At 48.5% G+C, this 15,061-nt stretch carries 16 protein-coding genes; 14 read left to right on the top strand and 2 right to left on the bottom strand.

Features of this window, described 5'->3' with window-relative positions; genetic code table 11:
* Positions 1 to 24 precede the first annotated feature (24 nt).
* The 13 genes from cydA (at position 25) to GCE9029_RS07870 (ending at position 10,816) form a co-directional block, all read left to right on the top strand.
* The gene (gene cydA, locus GCE9029_RS07930) at positions 25 to 1,611 is read left to right on the top strand and encodes a cytochrome ubiquinol oxidase subunit I (protein WP_062662397.1); all 1,587 of its coding nucleotides are present in this window, start codon (positions 25 to 27) and stop codon (positions 1,609 to 1,611) included.
* A 14-nt stretch (positions 1,612 to 1,625) separates the two neighbouring features.
* Positions 1,626 to 2,762 carry a cytochrome d ubiquinol oxidase subunit II gene (gene cydB / locus GCE9029_RS07925; RefSeq protein ID WP_062662389.1) on the top strand — a complete coding sequence of 379 codons (1,137 nt, stop codon included), beginning with the start codon at positions 1,626 to 1,628 and terminating at the stop codon, positions 2,760 to 2,762.
* A gap of 15 nt (positions 2,763 to 2,777) precedes the next feature.
* Positions 2,778 to 2,888 carry a cytochrome bd-I oxidase subunit CydX gene (gene cydX / locus GCE9029_RS07920; protein WP_017008254.1) on the top strand — a complete coding sequence of 37 codons (111 nt, stop codon included), beginning with the start codon at positions 2,778 to 2,780 and terminating at the stop codon, positions 2,886 to 2,888.
* A gap of 10 nt (positions 2,889 to 2,898) precedes the next feature.
* Positions 2,899 to 3,183 carry a cyd operon YbgE family protein gene (locus tag GCE9029_RS07915; RefSeq protein WP_062663173.1) on the top strand — a complete coding sequence of 95 codons (285 nt, stop codon included), beginning with the start codon at positions 2,899 to 2,901 and terminating at the stop codon, positions 3,181 to 3,183.
* Positions 3,184 to 3,349: 166 nt separating this feature from the next.
* Positions 3,350 to 3,763: a tol-pal system-associated acyl-CoA thioesterase gene (gene ybgC / locus GCE9029_RS07910; RefSeq protein WP_062662388.1), complete on the top strand. Its 414-nt coding sequence runs from the start codon at positions 3,350 to 3,352 to the stop codon at positions 3,761 to 3,763.
* Positions 3,753 to 4,439: a protein TolQ gene (gene tolQ, locus GCE9029_RS07905; RefSeq protein ID WP_062662386.1), complete on the top strand. Its 687-nt coding sequence runs from the start codon at positions 3,753 to 3,755 to the stop codon at positions 4,437 to 4,439. The genes ybgC and tolQ overlap by 11 nt, the downstream gene beginning before the upstream one ends.
* Positions 4,440 to 4,442: 3 nt before the next feature.
* Positions 4,443 to 4,889, top strand: coding sequence for a protein TolR (gene tolR, locus GCE9029_RS07900; protein WP_002538441.1), 447 nt, complete (start codon positions 4,443 to 4,445; stop codon positions 4,887 to 4,889).
* An 8-nt stretch (positions 4,890 to 4,897) separates the two neighbouring features.
* Positions 4,898 to 5,989 (top strand): cell envelope integrity protein TolA, encoded by a 1,092-nt coding sequence (gene tolA / locus GCE9029_RS07895; protein ID WP_062663172.1) that lies wholly within the window; start codon positions 4,898 to 4,900, stop codon positions 5,987 to 5,989.
* Positions 5,990 to 6,002: 13 nt separating this feature from the next.
* Complete coding sequence (tolB, locus tag GCE9029_RS07890; RefSeq protein WP_062662384.1) at positions 6,003 to 7,355, top strand: Tol-Pal system beta propeller repeat protein TolB; 1,353 nt, start codon at positions 6,003 to 6,005, stop codon at positions 7,353 to 7,355.
* A 33-nt stretch (positions 7,356 to 7,388) separates the two neighbouring features.
* A complete protein-coding gene (gene pal, locus GCE9029_RS07885) occupies positions 7,389 to 7,910 on the top strand; it encodes a peptidoglycan-associated lipoprotein Pal (protein WP_002538438.1) in 522 nt (173 codons plus the stop codon).
* A 15-nt stretch (positions 7,911 to 7,925) separates the two neighbouring features.
* Positions 7,926 to 8,660: a tol-pal system protein YbgF gene (ybgF, locus tag GCE9029_RS07880; protein ID WP_062662382.1), complete on the top strand. Its 735-nt coding sequence runs from the start codon at positions 7,926 to 7,928 to the stop codon at positions 8,658 to 8,660.
* 165 nt (positions 8,661 to 8,825) lie between these two features.
* Complete coding sequence (gene nadA / locus GCE9029_RS07875; RefSeq protein ID WP_039849941.1) at positions 8,826 to 9,887, top strand: quinolinate synthase NadA; 1,062 nt, start codon at positions 8,826 to 8,828, stop codon at positions 9,885 to 9,887.
* A gap of 71 nt (positions 9,888 to 9,958) precedes the next feature.
* Positions 9,959 to 10,816 (top strand): bile acid:sodium symporter family protein, encoded by an 858-nt coding sequence (locus tag GCE9029_RS07870; RefSeq protein WP_062662379.1) that lies wholly within the window; start codon positions 9,959 to 9,961, stop codon positions 10,814 to 10,816.
* Between the two features lie 45 nt (positions 10,817 to 10,861).
* On the opposite strand, the gene GCE9029_RS07865 is transcribed toward GCE9029_RS07870, so the two are convergent.
* Positions 10,862 to 12,355 carry a CoA-acylating methylmalonate-semialdehyde dehydrogenase gene (locus GCE9029_RS07865; protein ID WP_062662377.1) on the bottom strand — a complete coding sequence of 498 codons (1,494 nt, stop codon included), beginning with the start codon at positions 12,353 to 12,355 and terminating at the stop codon, positions 10,862 to 10,864.
* Positions 12,356 to 12,366: 11 nt separating this feature from the next.
* Positions 12,367 to 13,527 (bottom strand): iron-containing alcohol dehydrogenase, encoded by a 1,161-nt coding sequence (locus tag GCE9029_RS07860; RefSeq protein ID WP_062662375.1) that lies wholly within the window; start codon positions 13,525 to 13,527, stop codon positions 12,367 to 12,369.
* Between the two features lie 412 nt (positions 13,528 to 13,939).
* On the opposite strand from GCE9029_RS07860, the gene GCE9029_RS07855 reads away from it, so the two are divergent.
* The gene (locus GCE9029_RS07855) at positions 13,940 to 14,953 is read left to right on the top strand and encodes a LysR substrate-binding domain-containing protein (RefSeq protein ID WP_231870055.1); all 1,014 of its coding nucleotides are present in this window, start codon (positions 13,940 to 13,942) and stop codon (positions 14,951 to 14,953) included.
* Positions 14,954 to 15,061: the final 108 nt, after the last annotated feature.

Raw genomic sequence — 15,061 nt, 5'->3', positions numbered from 1 at the left:
CAGCCTGACGATGAAGGAGTTACTATGTTAACTGATATTGTTGATCTGTCGCGGTTCCAGTTTGCACTGACTGCGATGTATCACTTCTTGTTTGTCCCACTGACTCTGGGTATGGCATTCCTGCTAGCCATCATGGAGTCGCTGTATGTGATGACCGATAAGCAAATCTACAAGGACATGACCAAGTTCTGGGGTAAGCTATTTGGTATTAACTTCGCGTTGGGCGTCGCTACCGGCCTCACCATGGAGTTCCAGTTTGGTACTAACTGGGCATACTATTCTCACTATGTCGGCGATATTTTCGGTGCCCCTCTGGCTATCGAAGCGCTGATGGCCTTCTTCCTGGAATCTACCCTTGTCGGTATGTTCTTCTTCGGTTGGGACCGTCTCTCCAAGCGCCAACACCTTACCGTCACTTGGCTGACCGCCATTGGCTCCAACTTTTCTGCGCTTTGGATTCTCGTCGCTAACGGCTGGATGCAAAATCCTGTGGGTGCGGAGTTCAACTTCGAAAGCATGCGAATGGAAATGGTGAGCTTTGCTGAAGTTGTACTTAACCCGGTTGCGCAGGTGAAATTTGTTCACACCGTTGCGGCAGGTTACACCACAGGTGCAATGTTCGTTCTGGGTATCAGTGCTTACTATCTGTTGAAAGGTCGTGACGTTGCGTTTGCGCGCCGCTCTTTCGCGATTGCTGCATCATTTGGTATGGCAGGCATTCTGTCTACTATCGTACTGGGTGACGAATCTGGCTATGAGCTGGGCGACGTTCAGAAAGTCAAACTGGCCGCCATCGAAGCGGAATGGCACACAGAGCCAGCACCAGCTGCCTTCACCGTATTCGGTTTCCCTAATCAAGAAACCATGGAAACGGATTACGCGATTAAGATCCCATACGTGATGGGTATCATCGCGACGCGTTCTTTCGATAAGCAGGTAACGGGCTTACATGACATCGTTGATGAGCACGAAGCGCGTATCCGTAACGGTATGATTGCGTACGGCTTGCTTGAGAAATTGCGTGCGGGTGAAAGAACACCTGAAAACCTGGCAGCGTTTGACGACGTGAAGAAAGACCTAGGTTTTGGTCTGCTGTTGAAACAACAAACACCAAACGTTGTTGATGCGACAGAAGCACAAATCAAACAAGCGGCAAAAGACTCTATTCCACAGGTAGCACCGCTATTCTGGAGCTTCCGCATCATGGTAGCGTGTGGCTTCGCAATGCTGTTCATCTTCGGTATGGCGTTCTATCAAACTTGTCGCCAGAAAATCGATGAAAAACCATGGCTTCTCAAACTGGCTCTGTTTGGTATCCCACTGCCATGGATTGCCTGTGAAGCGGGTTGGTTCGTTGCTGAGTATGGTCGTCAGCCTTGGGCGGTGGGTGAAATTCTGCCAGTACACATGGCAGCATCTAACCTTCCTGCGTCAGAAATTATCACTTCACTGGTTGCGATCGTTGCACTGTACACAGTGTTCCTGATTGCTGAAGTGTACCTGATGGTTAAATTCGCGCGCTTAGGCCCTAGCAGCCTAAAAACAGGCCGTTATCACTTTGAAAAGCTAAAGACCCCGGAAACGGATCTTGCGCGTCAAGTTGAAGCATAAGGAGAGCGTGAGACATGTTTGAATACGAGATTCTACGTCTGATTTGGTGGGCACTGATTGGTGTTCTGCTGATCGGCTTCGCGATTACCGATGGCTTTGATATGGGTGTCGGCGCGTTGGTGCCAGTTATTGGTAAAACCGATAACGAGCGTCGCGTGATGATTAACTCCATTGCGCCTCACTGGGATGGTAACCAAGTTTGGTTGATCACCGCTGGTGGTGCGCTGTTCGCAGCGTGGCCTTTGGTGTATGCGGTGTCGTTTTCAGGTTTCTACCTAGCGATGATTCTGACACTGGCGGCTCTGTGGTTCCGTCCAATTGGTTTTGACTACCGTTCGAAAATTGAAGACCCACGCTGGCGTAAAACCTGGGACTGGGGCATTTTTGTGGGTAGCTTCGTGCCGCCAATCATCTTTGGTGTGGCATTTGGTAACTTGCTGCAAGGTGTACCGTTTGAACTGAACGAGTTCCTGATCCCAACTTACCGTGGTTCTTTCTTTGGCCTGCTGAATCCGTTTGCGATTCTATGTGGTTTAGTCAGCTTGTTCATGATCGTGACTCAAGGCGCGACTTATCTTCAGATGAAAACCACTGATGCACTTCATGTACGTGCACGTAACGTGGCGCAGATTTCTGCGATTCTGACTGCGGTATGTTTTGCACTTGCTGGCTTCTGGGCGCAAAGCATTGAAGGCTATGTGATCACAAGCGAAATCATGACCAATGCAACGTCGAACCCATTGAACAAAGAAGTGATGACCTTAACCGGTGCACTGTTCAATAACTACGAAGCTTACCCGCTACTGTGGGCTGCACCGGCGTTGGCGGTATTTATGCCACTGTTGGTTGCCGTATGTGCGCGTTTCGAGCGTGACGGTTTTGCGTTTTTGTTCAACAGCCTGGCGATTGCGGGTGTGATTTTGACGGCAGGTTTTGCGATGTTCCCATTCGTGATGCCTTCTAGCTTGTTCCCATCGCACAGCCTTACGATGTGGGATGCGACGTCGAGCGAGTTGACGCTGAACATTATGACGGGCGTAGCAATTGTGATGGTGCCAATCATCCTGTCTTACACCGCATGGTGTTACTACAAGATGTTCGGTCGTCTGGATGACAAGTTCATCGAAGAAAACAAAACCTCACTGTACTAAGAGAAGGAGTTAACCATGTGGTATTTCGCTTGGATTCTGGGTGTATTGCTGGCGTGCTCGTTCGGTATTATCAATGCGCTTTGGTTAGAACACACCGAAGCCATGGATCATGACAGTGAAGACTAAGTTCACGACTATGCTAGACGGTCTCCATGACCGTCTTCATATCCGTGTGCTGATGCTGCTATCGCTGGCAATGGCGTTAGCATGCGGCGGGTTAGTCATGTGGGACCCTCAAACTTTCGCGGATAAGATTGGCGGCTTTACCGTAGCCAATGGACCTGCACTGATTTGGGCAACCTGTACTGGAATGATTCACGGAATGGCCTTCAAACCAAGATTCTGGCTTTGGCAGCTCGTTTTCTTTCCACCGTTTGCGTGGGTAGTGATGAGTTTTGTGCTTGTAAAAGCATTTCTTTGACATCCCGTTGTAACACTCTGTTACCGACAGCCCGGCCTAAAACAGCTGGGCTGTTTTATTTTGCGCCATTCGTGACCAGCCTCGTCGCTTGGTGCTTTTATTACACTGAGTAAGTCAGTTATAGTATTTCGCTAAACCTTACTATGGATTTCAGGTAATTATCAGGATGAGGACTCTCCATCCGTTCTGCTGGCCTGTTCGCATCTACTACGAAGACACCGATACTGGTGGGATCGTCTATCATGCGAACTACCTCAAATACTTCGAGCGTGCGAGAACCGAACTTCTGCGCAGCATTGGTGTCCATCAACATACATTATTTGAAGAACATACGGCGTTTGTCGTACGTCACATGGACATTGATTTCCTCAAAGGCGCAAGGCTTGACGAAGAACTCACCGTTCAAACAACGGTACCTGAAGTTCGTCGTGCGACCCTCACATTCTGTCAAGATTTGGTGAATTCAGAAGGCGATGTGTTGTGTCGTGCCACCGTTAAGGTAGCCTGTGTCGATTCTGAGAAAATGAAACCGAAATCCATCCCTAAATCGATTCAATCGGAGATTTTAAGTGAGCGCTGAACTTTCAATTCTTGACCTGTTCTTGCAGGCGAGTCTGCTGGTTAAAGCAGTCATGTTGGTTCTGCTAGGCATGTCTGTCGTGTCTTGGGCAATGATCATAAAGCGTTCGCAGGTGCTTTCAGAAGCGTCATCGAAAGTGGAGCGTTTTGAAGACCGATTCTGGTCCGGGATGGACTTGTCTCAACTGTTCCAGGAAGTGCAGGCGCGTAAAGACAACCTGTCAGGCAGTGAGCAAATCTTCTACTCTGGCTTTAAAGAATTTGCCCGTCTTCACCGTAGCAACGGCAAAGTGCCGGAAGCGGTGATGGAAGGGACTTCCCGTGCAATGCGTGTTTCTCTTTCAAAAGAAGTGGAATCGTTGGAAACCAATTTGCCATTCCTCGCGACGGTCGGTTCAATCACGCCATACATCGGCCTGTTCGGTACTGTGTGGGGCATCATGCACGCATTTATCGCGCTGGGCGCTGTTAAGCAAGCAACTCTCGCCATGGTTGCACCGGGTATCGCGGAAGCACTGGTTGCAACTGCAATGGGTCTGTTTGCTGCTATCCCAGCAGTGATGGCGTACAACCGATTTACTGCGAAAGTGGGCAAGCTTGAGAACAACTACATCAACTTCATGGAAGAGTTTTCGAGCATTCTTCACCGTCAGGCGTTTGCTTCACCGAAGGAGTAATGTATGCCTTACCAGCGTAAACGGCGGAAAATGAACGCCGAAATCAACGTGGTGCCATACATTGACGTGATGTTGGTACTCTTGATTATTTTCATGGTGACAGCGCCTTTCGTGACGCAGGGTGTGGATGTGGATCTTCCACAAACATCGAATGCTAAAACGGCAGCGGAGCTTGCAAAAGAAGAAGACAGCGGCGCGTTTATTATCGTAGAAGTTGATCAGAACGGCGGTTTAGGACTTTCCGTGAATAACGGAGACATGCAACGCGGTCTGTCACTTCAGGATCTACTTATCCGCGTGAAGGCAGAGCTAGAAATTAACCCTAAATCACCTGTGCTTGTTGGTGGTGATGGACGCGTGCCGTATTCAGAAATCATTCTCACCTTGGATGCATTGAACCAAGCTGGGGTTTCATCAGTCGGCTTGATGACGGAACCGCTTGATTCATGAGAGATGGAATGAAGAAAACTCAGAAATCGAGTTACACAGGCGCAACTTTTGTTTCTGTATTGCTGCATGCTGCATTATTCGGTGGCTTGCTTTGGGGGGCGGACTTTACGAAAGTCTCGCACCAACCTGTAGGGCAAAGCATTGAAGCTGTCGTTATAGACCCAAGTGTGGTGAACGAGCAGGCGAGAAAAATTCGCCAGCAGCGTGATGAAGCCAAACGTCAGGAAGACGATCGTCTCCGTCGTTTGGAACAGCAAGCTGATTTGCTTGAGCAGCAGCGTGAGCAGGAAGAAAAACGTCTGCGTGAGCTGAGAGCAGAAAAACTGGCTGCTGAGAAAGAGGCTCGTGAAGCAGAAGTTGAGCGCAAGCGCATTGCTGATGCCAAGAAAAAAGCCGCTGAAGAGCAGCGCAAAGCTGAAGAAGCCACGCGTATTGCCCAGGAGAAAGCTGCTGCGGCCGAAGCTGAGCGTGTTCGTCGCGTAGAGGAACAACGCAAAGCGGAAGAAGCAGCGAAGAAAGCAGAAGCAGACCGTCAGCGCGCCGTGGAAGAGCAACGTAAAGCTGAGGAAGAACGTCAACGTAAACTGGCCGAAAAGCAGCGTGCTGAAGAAGAAGCACGCAAAGCGGAAGAGGAACGCCAGCGTAAGTTAGCCGAGAAGAAAAAAGCCGAAGAGGAAGCCCGCAAAGCCGAAGCTGCGCGTAAAGAAGCTGAGCGTAAAGCAGCAGAAGCGAAGCGTAAGCAGGCAGAGCAGGAGGCTGCCCTCAACGAGCTTTTTAGCGGTCTCGAGTCGGAATCTGAAAGCAGAGGATCGGCTCGAGGGCAACAAATAGCCAGTGAAGTAGCACAATGGTCAGCTCGATTTACCAATATGATTCAGCAAAACTGGCTGGTTGACTCGAGTATGGCTGGGCAAAAATGCCGCTTGAATCTTAGATTGGCACCCGACGGACTAGTTGTGGATGTCACGACGTTGTCTGGAAATGCAACACTTTGCCGTTCTGCAAAAGCGAGCGTGACAAAGATTGGAAAATTCCCTATGCCATCAGACTCTGATGTCGTAGCGAAATTGAGGGATTTGAACCTCAATTTTGAGCGTTAAGAGAGGATTTAGGATGTTAAAACGATGGAATGCTTTGTCAGCATTCATACTTATGCTTTGGGCTGGGGCTGCTAACGCAGCATTGGAGCTTTTCATTACTGAAGGCATTGACTCCGCGCGCCCAATTGCCATTGTTCCTTTCAAATGGGAAGGCGAGGGCAAGCTTCCTACGGATGTTTCAGCGGTCGTGGCTTCGGATTTACAGCGAAGCGGCAAGTTTAGCCCAGTGCCTACTGATAAAATGCCACAAACGCCATACAACGATGAGCAAGTGGATTTTAATGACTGGACAGCGATGGGTGTGGATGCGTTGGTAACAGGTACGATCAGCCCAACAGCGGATGGCAAGTACCTTATCAATTACCAACTGATCGATATCGTCCGAGGTCAGTTGACTGGCGGTCAGAGCAAAGGATTGTCTACAACTGGTGAATTGGTGCTGACTAAAGACCACTTGTTGCTGAACAACCGCAAAGTGGTTGGCGACAAGCAACTTCGTCAGTATGCGCACCGCATTTCTGATTTGGTTTATGAGAAGTTAACGGGCGAAAAAGGGGCATTCCTGACGCGCATCGCGTACGTGGTTATCGACGACAAAGCGGAACACCCTTACCAACTTCGTATTGCGGACTACGATGGCTACAACGAATTGCTGGTACTTCGTTCCAAGCAACCCTTGATGTCACCGGCATGGTCTCCTGACGGCAAACAATTGGCTTACGTGAGTTTCGAGAATGGTCAGGCTCAGATATTCCTGATGAATATCTACACCGGTGAACGTGAAATGATTTCGTCATTTCCACGTCACAACGGTTCGCCACGCTTCTCTCCGGACGGCAGCAAACTGGCGATGGTACTGTCGAAAACTGGCAGTCTTCAGGTTTACGTGTTGGATTTGAAGACGCGCAAGATGGACCAGATCACCAAAGGCCGTGCGAATAACACCGAACCATTCTGGGATCCAAACGGGCAGTCTTTGATCTTTACCTCAGACCGGGGTGGTAAACCACAGATTTATCGAGTAAATTTAGCCGATGGTTCTACCAATAGGATTACTTGGCAAGGTAGCCAGAACCTCGGCGGTCAACTTACCCCGGATGGTAGATACCTGGTGATGGTTCACCGCTCGGACTCAGGCTACAACATTGCAAAACAAGATTTGCAAACGGGTGCTGTTGAGATTCTAACGAAAACTATGTTGGATGAATCTCCAAGCCTGGCGCCAAACGGCAGTATGGTCATTTACAGCTCAGTTTACGGGCGTAATAACGTGCTTTCTTTGGTGTCCATTGATGGACGCTTCAAAGCAAGACTACCAGCTACTAATGGCCGGGTGAGAGCCCCAGCATGGTCCCCGTTCCAATAAATATTTGCGCTTATTTGATATAAGGAAAACAAGATGCAAGTTAATAAAGTACTTAAGGGTTTGGCTGTAGCGCTGCCTATGTTTACTCTGGCGGCATGTAGCTCAAGCGACAGCTCTACCGACAGCACTGGCACCGAAACTAACAACGGTTCACAAACTACTGTTGTGACTCCAGTTGATGGCGGTCAAGGCGGCCTGACTGAGCAAGAGATCCGTAACAACGAGTTGCGTCAGTCTCAAACTGTTTACTTCAGCTTCGACGATTACTCTGTTCTGCCACAGTTTGAAGATATGCTGGATGCACACGCAGAATTCCTGCGCGCTAATGCAGACATCAAAGTAGTTGTAGAAGGTCACGCAGATGAGCGTGGTACTCCTGAGTACAACATCGCGCTGGGCGAGCGTCGTGCAAATGCAGTTGCTAAGTACCTGCAAGCACTGGGCGTACCAGCATCTCAAATCTCTATCGTAAGCTACGGTGAAGAAAAGCCACTGGTTCTTGGCCAGGGTGAAGAAGCTTACGCGAAGAACCGTCGTGCGGTTCTGGTTTACTAATTAAAGGTAAATCTTATGAACAGTAACACTTTGCGTGCTCTATCGCTGGCGTTACTGGTGAGTGCGGCAGCCCCTGTGGCTGCCGCACCTGCTCCGGTGACTGAGTTGGGCGGTAGTGGTAGCTCTGTTGAGCGCTTGGAGCGAATGCTGGAAGCTCGAAACCAGATGCAAATCGACATGCAGCGCCAACTAGACCAGATGGCGAGCGAACTCGATGAGTTGCGTGGCACGGTCGAAAGAAATAATTACGAATTAAATCAGATGCTGGAACGTCAGCGAGATCTCTACCGCGAGATTGATTCGCTGAGAAATGCGAAACCGGCACCTGCTGTTGAAGCTAAGCCTCAAGAAAATGCTTCAACGGAAAAATACTCGGCGAATCAGTCTGAGAATACGGAATATGATGCGGCAGTCAATCTCATCCTGAAAGAGAAGAACTATGCAGGCGCGACAGAAGCGTTCAACGCATTCCTGGCGAAATACCCTGAATCAATTTACAAGCCAAACGCACACTACTGGCTGGGTCAATTGTACTTCTCAAAAAGCCAGTTAGACGATGCGAAGAAAAACTTCACTGCTGTCAGCCAGTTTGCCAAATCAAGTAAACGCGCCGATGCACTGTTGAAATTGGGCATTATTGCTGACCGCCAGAAAGATGCGGCAACAGCTAAAACTCTCTTTGAGAAAGTTGTGAAGGAATATCCTGGCACAACCACGGCAAAACAAGCTGAGAAGCAGTTGAGCCAATAAGGTCAAAAGTGTCAATCAAGAAAGCCAGCATGATTGCTGGCTTTCTTATATCTAAATGATTCAACTTGGGTGTCATTGATATTACGCTTTAGCGTCATAAAAGATGAAAACTCGATACCAAGCTGGGTATAATGACCGGATTGGAAGCCAAATCTGAGTAAGTTGATGAGCCAGATTATTAATACTGCAGAGACAGTATATCCTTTCCCTCCGAAGCCGGAGGCCTTGTCCGAGCAACAGAAAACTGACTACATCGCGAGCATCAAGCAGCTGCTTAAGGAAAAAGATGCAGTGATGATTGCTCACTACTACACCGACCCTGAAATCCAGGCGCTGGCCGAAGAAACCGGTGGTTTCGTCGGTGACTCCCTGGAAATGGCGAAGTTTGGTAACAAACATCCTGCCAAGACTCTTCTGGTTGCCGGCGTTCGCTTTATGGGCGAGAGTGCCAAAATCCTTACTCCGGAAAAAACGGTTCTGATGCCAACGCTTGAAGCAGAGTGTTCATTAGATTTGGGCTGCCCGGAAGATCGCTTCACCGAATTCTGCGATGCTCACCCTGACCACACTGTGGTGGTTTACGCCAATACTTCTGCGGCTGTTAAAGCCCGTGCGGATTGGGTAGTCACTTCGTCTATCGCGCTGGAAATTGTTGAACACCTCGACGCTGAAGATAAGAAAATTATCTGGGGTCCTGACCGCCATTTAGGCTCATACATCGCGAATAAGACCGGTGCAGAAATGCTGCTTTGGCAAGGCGAATGCGTGGTGCACGACGAATTCTCAGCGAAAGCGTTGAGAGACATGAAAGCAGTCTACCCAGACGCTGCGATTCTTGTTCACCCAGAATCCCCAGCCAGTGTTGTAGAGCTTGCAGACGCTGTTGGTTCAACCAGCCAGCTCATTAAAGCCGCGAAAGAGTTGCCAAACAAACAACTGGTGGTCGCGACTGACAAAGGCATCTTTTTCAAGATGCAGCAAATGGTGCCGGAAAAAGAGCTGATTGAAGCGCCAACCGCCGGTGCCGGTGCAACATGCCGAAGCTGTGCACATTGTCCTTGGATGGCAATGAACGGCTTGAAAGCAATCGAACTGGCATTGCGTGAGGGTGGCGAAGAGCATGAAATCTTCGTTGACGAAGCGATCCGAGTGAAATCTCTTATTCCATTGAATCGTATGCTAGATTTTGCTGCTTCTCTGCAATTGCAGGTTAAAGGCAACGCGTAAGGTCAAAGAAAGTTAATCAGAAGGCGGGCATGATGTTCGCCTTTTTTGTTTCCAAATATTGAGGAATAAACATGGCACAAGCAATGTTAACCATAGGGCTTCCAATCGCACTGGCTTGGATGATGTTCTGTGTCGGCATTACCTTGTCATTGGCTGATTTCAAACGCGTGGCGGAGTACCCGGGAAAAATTGCAGCTGGACTAACGGCTCAGCTTGTTGGTTTGCCGCTAATTGCCTACATCCTGATTCATGTTTTTGCATTGCCAGAAGTGGTTGCTGTGGGTCTTTGGATTCTGGCACTGGCTCCGGGTGGAGCTTCCTCCAACGCGATAAGTCATTTGGCAGGTGGAGACTCTGCACTCTCTATCACCATGACAGCGGTCAGCAGCCTGATTATTCCTTTCAGCTTACCTCTGATGCTGCCTTTGGTGCTTTCAGATGTATCTGCAGTGATTCCAGTAAAAACGGCCATCCTTCAGCTTGTCGCTGTCACTTTGTTGCCAGTGACTATTGGTATGTTACTCAATCACTTTGTGAAAGGTGAAGGGTTTACACGTTTCTCTGTTTTGGCAGGTAAATCAGCTTTGTGGGCGCTGTTTTTTACTGTGGCAGTGACGCTTGCTGCTAACACGGCTGTATTTTCTCAACTGTTCTCCGTTGCGTCCGTGATGGTGCTGTCACTGTGTTTGCTGGGAATGGGCTTGGGCGTGGCTGTGTCAAAGCTGTTTTCAGGCGATAGAAAGCTCACCCGAACTTTTGCCATTGAGGTGGGTATTCAAAACGCAGGCACAGCGATATTCGTCGCTGTCGTGCAACTTCAGCAGCCTGAACTGGCATTGACGCCTCTGCTTTACGGGGTGTTGATGAATATTCCAGCAGTGATCTTGATTGCACTTAATAAGCGCAGGCAGAGTTCTATAGCTATCTAAAAGAAGAGCTGCCATTGGCAGCTCTTTTTCCTTTGTGTTTTCAAATTACAGCGTTGGCATAGAGAAAGAAGTACTTTCACGTACACTGGCTGATGGCCAACGTTGGGTGATGGTTTTACGTCGGGTATAGAACTTCACTGAATCTGGGCCATACGCATGAAGGTCCCCGAAGAGTGATTGCTTCCAACCGCCAAAGCTATGATAAGCCACAGGAACGGGCAGAGGAATATTGATCCCGACCATGCCGACTTTGATGTGTTCAGAGAAGTAACGTGCCGCTTCACCGTCTCGGGTGAAGATGCAGGTGCCGTTGCCATATCTATGCTCGTTGATGAGTGTCATGGCTTCTTCCATGGAATTCACGCGAACGACCTGTAGCACAGGACCAAAGATCTCTTCCTGATAACTCACCATGTCTGGGCGTACATTGTCGATGAGTGTTGCCCCCACATAGAAGCCATTTTCATAGCCCTCGACGTGTGGGTGTCGTCCATCAACCACAAGTCTCGCACCATCTTCCGCGGCAGAAGCAATATAAGCTTCGACTTTCTCTTTGTGCTCTTGAGTGATCACAGGGCCGAAATCATTGTCGTTGTCATAGAAAGGTCCAACACGCAGTGACGAAAGCTTCTCTGCGAGACTGCCGACTAATCTGTCAGCCGCGTCATCACCGACTGCTACTGCCACAGACAGCGCCATACAGCGTTCACCGCTAGAACCGAAGGCTGCACCAAGTAACTGGTTCACCGCGTTTTCCATGTCGCAATCTGGCATGACAATCGCGTGATTTTTCGCGCCGCCGAGAGCCTGACAACGTTTGCCGGACTGACTCGCCTTTTCGTAGATGTACTGCGCAATCGGTGTGCTGCCAACAAAGCTAACGGCTTCAATGCCTTTGCTTTCCAGCAGTCTGTCTACCACGGTTTTATCGCCTTGAATAACCTGCATAACACCGTCCGGCAATCCTGCTTCTTTCAGGAGTTCAGCAATATATAGTGCTGCGCTGGGGTCGCGTTCAGACGGTTTGAGGATAAAGCAGTTCCCACAAACCAATGCCATAGGGAACATCCATAGCGGCACCATTGCGGGGAAGTTGAAGGGGGTAATACCTGCAACGACACCGAGTGGCTGATGTTCAGACCAGGAGTCGATGCCTGCGCCGACGTTTTTGCTGAACTCACCTTTCAACAGTTCCGTTGCGGAACAAGCGTATTCGACATTTTCGATACCACGTTGAAGCTCGCCCATTGCGTCGTGCTGAATTTTCCCGTGCTCTTCACCAATCAATCGACAAATCGTTTCCTTATTGTCTTCGAGCAGTTGCTTATATCGAAACATGATGCGCGCGCGTTTAATGGCTGGTGTGTTGCGCCATTCAGGGAACGCAGCGTTTGCGATTTCGACCGCTTCATCCACCAGCTCAACGGGCGCTAACAATACATCCTTTGCGTGCTCACCCGTTGCTGGGTTGTACACAGCTTGCTTTCTGGAACAAGTTTCTCTGATCTCTCCGTTGATCAAATGCCCGATATCCGTCATTTATCTTTCTCCTATTTCCAGAGGCTGGTGTAGAGTGTTTTCATCTCGTCTTCAGTTGGCACTCTTGGGTTATTCCCTGGGGAACCGGATCCAAAAGCCTGCTGAATCATGGTGTCGAGCGCGGCATCAAAATCATCTTTTACTACACCAAACTCTTCCAAAGTGGGGACTTTTAGTTCTTCATTGAGTGCCAGTAACTCTTGCTGCAGGCGGCTATTGGCTTCTTCTATGCTGACAGACTCATCAACCAATCCCATCGCTTTCGAGCACTGTGCGTAACGTTCAGGGCAAGCAGGAATGGAAAAGGCGGTAATACTTGGCAGCAACATGGCATTGGACAGCCCATGCGGTACGTGGAAAAACGCACCGATAGGTCTACTCATACCGTGAACCAAGGCAACTGAGGCATTGGAGAAGGCAATGCCTGCGAGCGTGGAGCCCATCATCATTTTCTGACGCGCTTCTACATTTTGGCCTTCGTGATAGGCCTTGCGAAGGTTTGGTGCGATAAGGCGCATCGCCTCCAACGCATTGTAATCGCTGAACGGGTTTCCTTTCTTACTGACGTAAGCTTCGATGGCGTGAGTAAGTGCGTCGATCCCTGTGTCCGCAGTGATACGAGGGGGCAGGGACATGGTCAACTTGTAGTCCACCAAAGCAGCGACAGGAAGAAAACCCAGGCCAATACACAGCATCTTTTCATCGGTCTCGGAGTCCGTAATGATGGTGAACTTAGTCACCTCCGAACCAGTACCCGCTGTGGTTGGAATTGCTACCACAGGAATACCGGTTTCATTAACGATGCGAGGTGCTTTGTAATCACGCATGATGCCGCCGTGACTGGCAAGCATACTAATCGCCTTGGCGCTGTCGATGGCGCTGCCGCCTCCAAGGGCCACAATGCAGTCAGTCTGACTATCGCGTGTCACTGAGACCGCTTCTTCAATCGACTGTGAGGTTGGCTCTGGAATGGTGTCAGCGTAGATCTGGCTTTGAATCCCGGCTTTTGACAGCAGTTCTGTCACCATGGTGGCATAGCCCATCTGAACCATGGTTTTGTCAGTAAGGATCAGTACACGAGAGGCGTTAAATCCTTTCACGATATCCGGCAGACGTTTGGTCGCGTCTTCGCCGAATTCCATCATCCGTGGCATAGCAACTGAAGTGCTCATTCTATGGTTCCTACTGTATTGGTATTTGGTTTCTCGGATAGCGACTGTGTACAGGGTCATCACTGGAAAGCAAGTACGACGAAAATATTGCCTCCCTCTGCAAATTAACCTCTGAACTCATTGCGATGCTCTTTTTAAAACGCTACCAGATTAATAAAACTATGATTTTTTATTAATTTGCTATCTTGATGTTCTAAATTTACTAATTTGCGACTTACATATGTCGCATTTAGGTAAGTAAGGTGTGTTTTACTCGAGTTAGTAACCTTTCATAATCCAATACTTTTCATCAATTAATAAATTTATAGTCATTGGTATAAAAATAATTATGCATTGAAGCCGTGTGTCACTATTTTTACATTCTGACCATTTCTTTCTGTGTTGATTGGGTGTAAATAGTGAATTTATAAAAATGAAAAGTCGGCACTTTTTGATGGCGGCAAGGTGGATTTTTCTCAAAAAAACTGATGATTTTAACGTGATGCAAGGAACACAACACATGAAGAAACGGCTACCTCCGCTGAACTGGCTTAGGTCGTTTGAAGCTGCGGCAAGGCATCTTAGCTTTACCCATGCCTCGCAGGAATTACACATAACACAGGCCGCTATGAGTCAGCAGATCAAAGCACTGGAAAGCCAGCTCGGTACTATGCTCTTCGTCAGGTTGCCGAGAGGTTTAGAGTTGACGGAAGCGGGCGCGGCGTACTTACCTGTGCTTCATGAGTCTATTGAGAAAATGAACGAGGTGACCGACGAGCTATTTGGGAAGGGAAGAAATAAACTTCTGAATGTTAGGGTTAATCTGGTCTTTTTTGTTAACTGGCTTGCTCCGCGTTTACCCGATTTTTATGAGAGGTACCCGGATATCAACCTCAAGATTACCAGCAATATTTGGGTGAATAGCCAACAGCGGGCACCTGATTGTGATCTCGAAGTTATCTACGGCAACGGCCGATGGCAGCAGTACGAAGCTCGCAGGCTTACATGGGATCTGCTCCAACCGGTTTGCAGTCCAAACTACGCGTCCCGTTTTGAAGGAAAACCCGTTCCTGAAGATATCGTCAATGAAAATCTGATACACGTTATCGGTTACGAAGACGGCTGGAATAGATGGTTTCAGTCTATTGGTATGCCATACACCGATTTTAACCTTGGCAGTCAGTTTGATACTTTAATCAATGCCTTTGAAGTGGCCGCTAACGGCGGTGGTATAGCTTTGGGGAGGAGTAGTTTACTTCAAGGTTATTTCGAAAGTGAAAAGCTTATCTCCTTATTCGAACAGGAAGTTTTAACAACAGAAGCTTTTTATCTGGTTAACCATAATTCCCGATTCTTACATCCTCATGCCGAAGCTTTTATTGACTGGGTGATGGAAGAAGTGAATAACGATGAAATAAATAATATAAATCGTCCGCTTTATAACTAGTCATACATAAGTGCATTAAAAAATTTATGACGAGACCAAATTTAAATTAATGGTAGCTGAAGTTTAAAGTTATTAACATCCGGCAATGAATTCACCTTTCGGTGGTTC

The sequence above is a fragment of the Grimontia celer genome, from assembly GCF_900055185.1.
Lineage (GTDB): Bacteria > Pseudomonadota > Gammaproteobacteria > Enterobacterales > Vibrionaceae > Enterovibrio > Enterovibrio celer.
The sequence above is the reverse complement of the archived record's forward strand: the minus strand, read 5'-3'. Positions and strand labels throughout refer to the sequence as shown.

Excerpts from the sequence above, each read along its gene's own strand:
- tolR (WP_002538441.1), top strand. The coding sequence starts at position 4,443 with ATGCCTTACCAGCGTAAACGGCGGAAAATGAACGCCGAAATCAACGTG.
- GCE9029_RS07915 (WP_062663173.1), top strand. The coding sequence starts at position 2,899 with ATGCTAGACGGTCTCCATGACCGTCTTCATATCCGTGTGCTGATGCTG.
- cydA (WP_062662397.1), top strand. The coding sequence starts at position 25 with ATGTTAACTGATATTGTTGATCTGTCGCGGTTCCAGTTTGCACTGACT.
- GCE9029_RS07870 (WP_062662379.1), top strand. The coding sequence starts at position 9,959 with ATGGCACAAGCAATGTTAACCATAGGGCTTCCAATCGCACTGGCTTGG.
- tolB (WP_062662384.1), top strand. The coding sequence starts at position 6,003 with ATGTTAAAACGATGGAATGCTTTGTCAGCATTCATACTTATGCTTTGG.
- pal (WP_002538438.1), top strand. The coding sequence starts at position 7,389 with ATGCAAGTTAATAAAGTACTTAAGGGTTTGGCTGTAGCGCTGCCTATG.
- GCE9029_RS07855 (WP_231870055.1), top strand. The coding sequence starts at position 13,940 with ATGAAAAGTCGGCACTTTTTGATGGCGGCAAGGTGGATTTTTCTCAAA.
- nadA (WP_039849941.1), top strand. The coding sequence starts at position 8,826 with ATGAGCCAGATTATTAATACTGCAGAGACAGTATATCCTTTCCCTCCG.
- GCE9029_RS07865 (WP_062662377.1), bottom strand. The coding sequence starts at position 12,355 with ATGACGGATATCGGGCATTTGATCAACGGAGAGATCAGAGAAACTTGT.
- cydB (WP_062662389.1), top strand. The coding sequence starts at position 1,626 with ATGTTTGAATACGAGATTCTACGTCTGATTTGGTGGGCACTGATTGGT.
- tolA (WP_062663172.1), top strand. The coding sequence starts at position 4,898 with ATGAAGAAAACTCAGAAATCGAGTTACACAGGCGCAACTTTTGTTTCT.
- ybgF (WP_062662382.1), top strand. The coding sequence starts at position 7,926 with ATGAACAGTAACACTTTGCGTGCTCTATCGCTGGCGTTACTGGTGAGT.
- cydX (WP_017008254.1), top strand. The coding sequence starts at position 2,778 with ATGTGGTATTTCGCTTGGATTCTGGGTGTATTGCTGGCGTGCTCGTTC.
- ybgC (WP_062662388.1), top strand. The coding sequence starts at position 3,350 with ATGAGGACTCTCCATCCGTTCTGCTGGCCTGTTCGCATCTACTACGAA.
- GCE9029_RS07860 (WP_062662375.1), bottom strand. The coding sequence starts at position 13,527 with ATGAGCACTTCAGTTGCTATGCCACGGATGATGGAATTCGGCGAAGAC.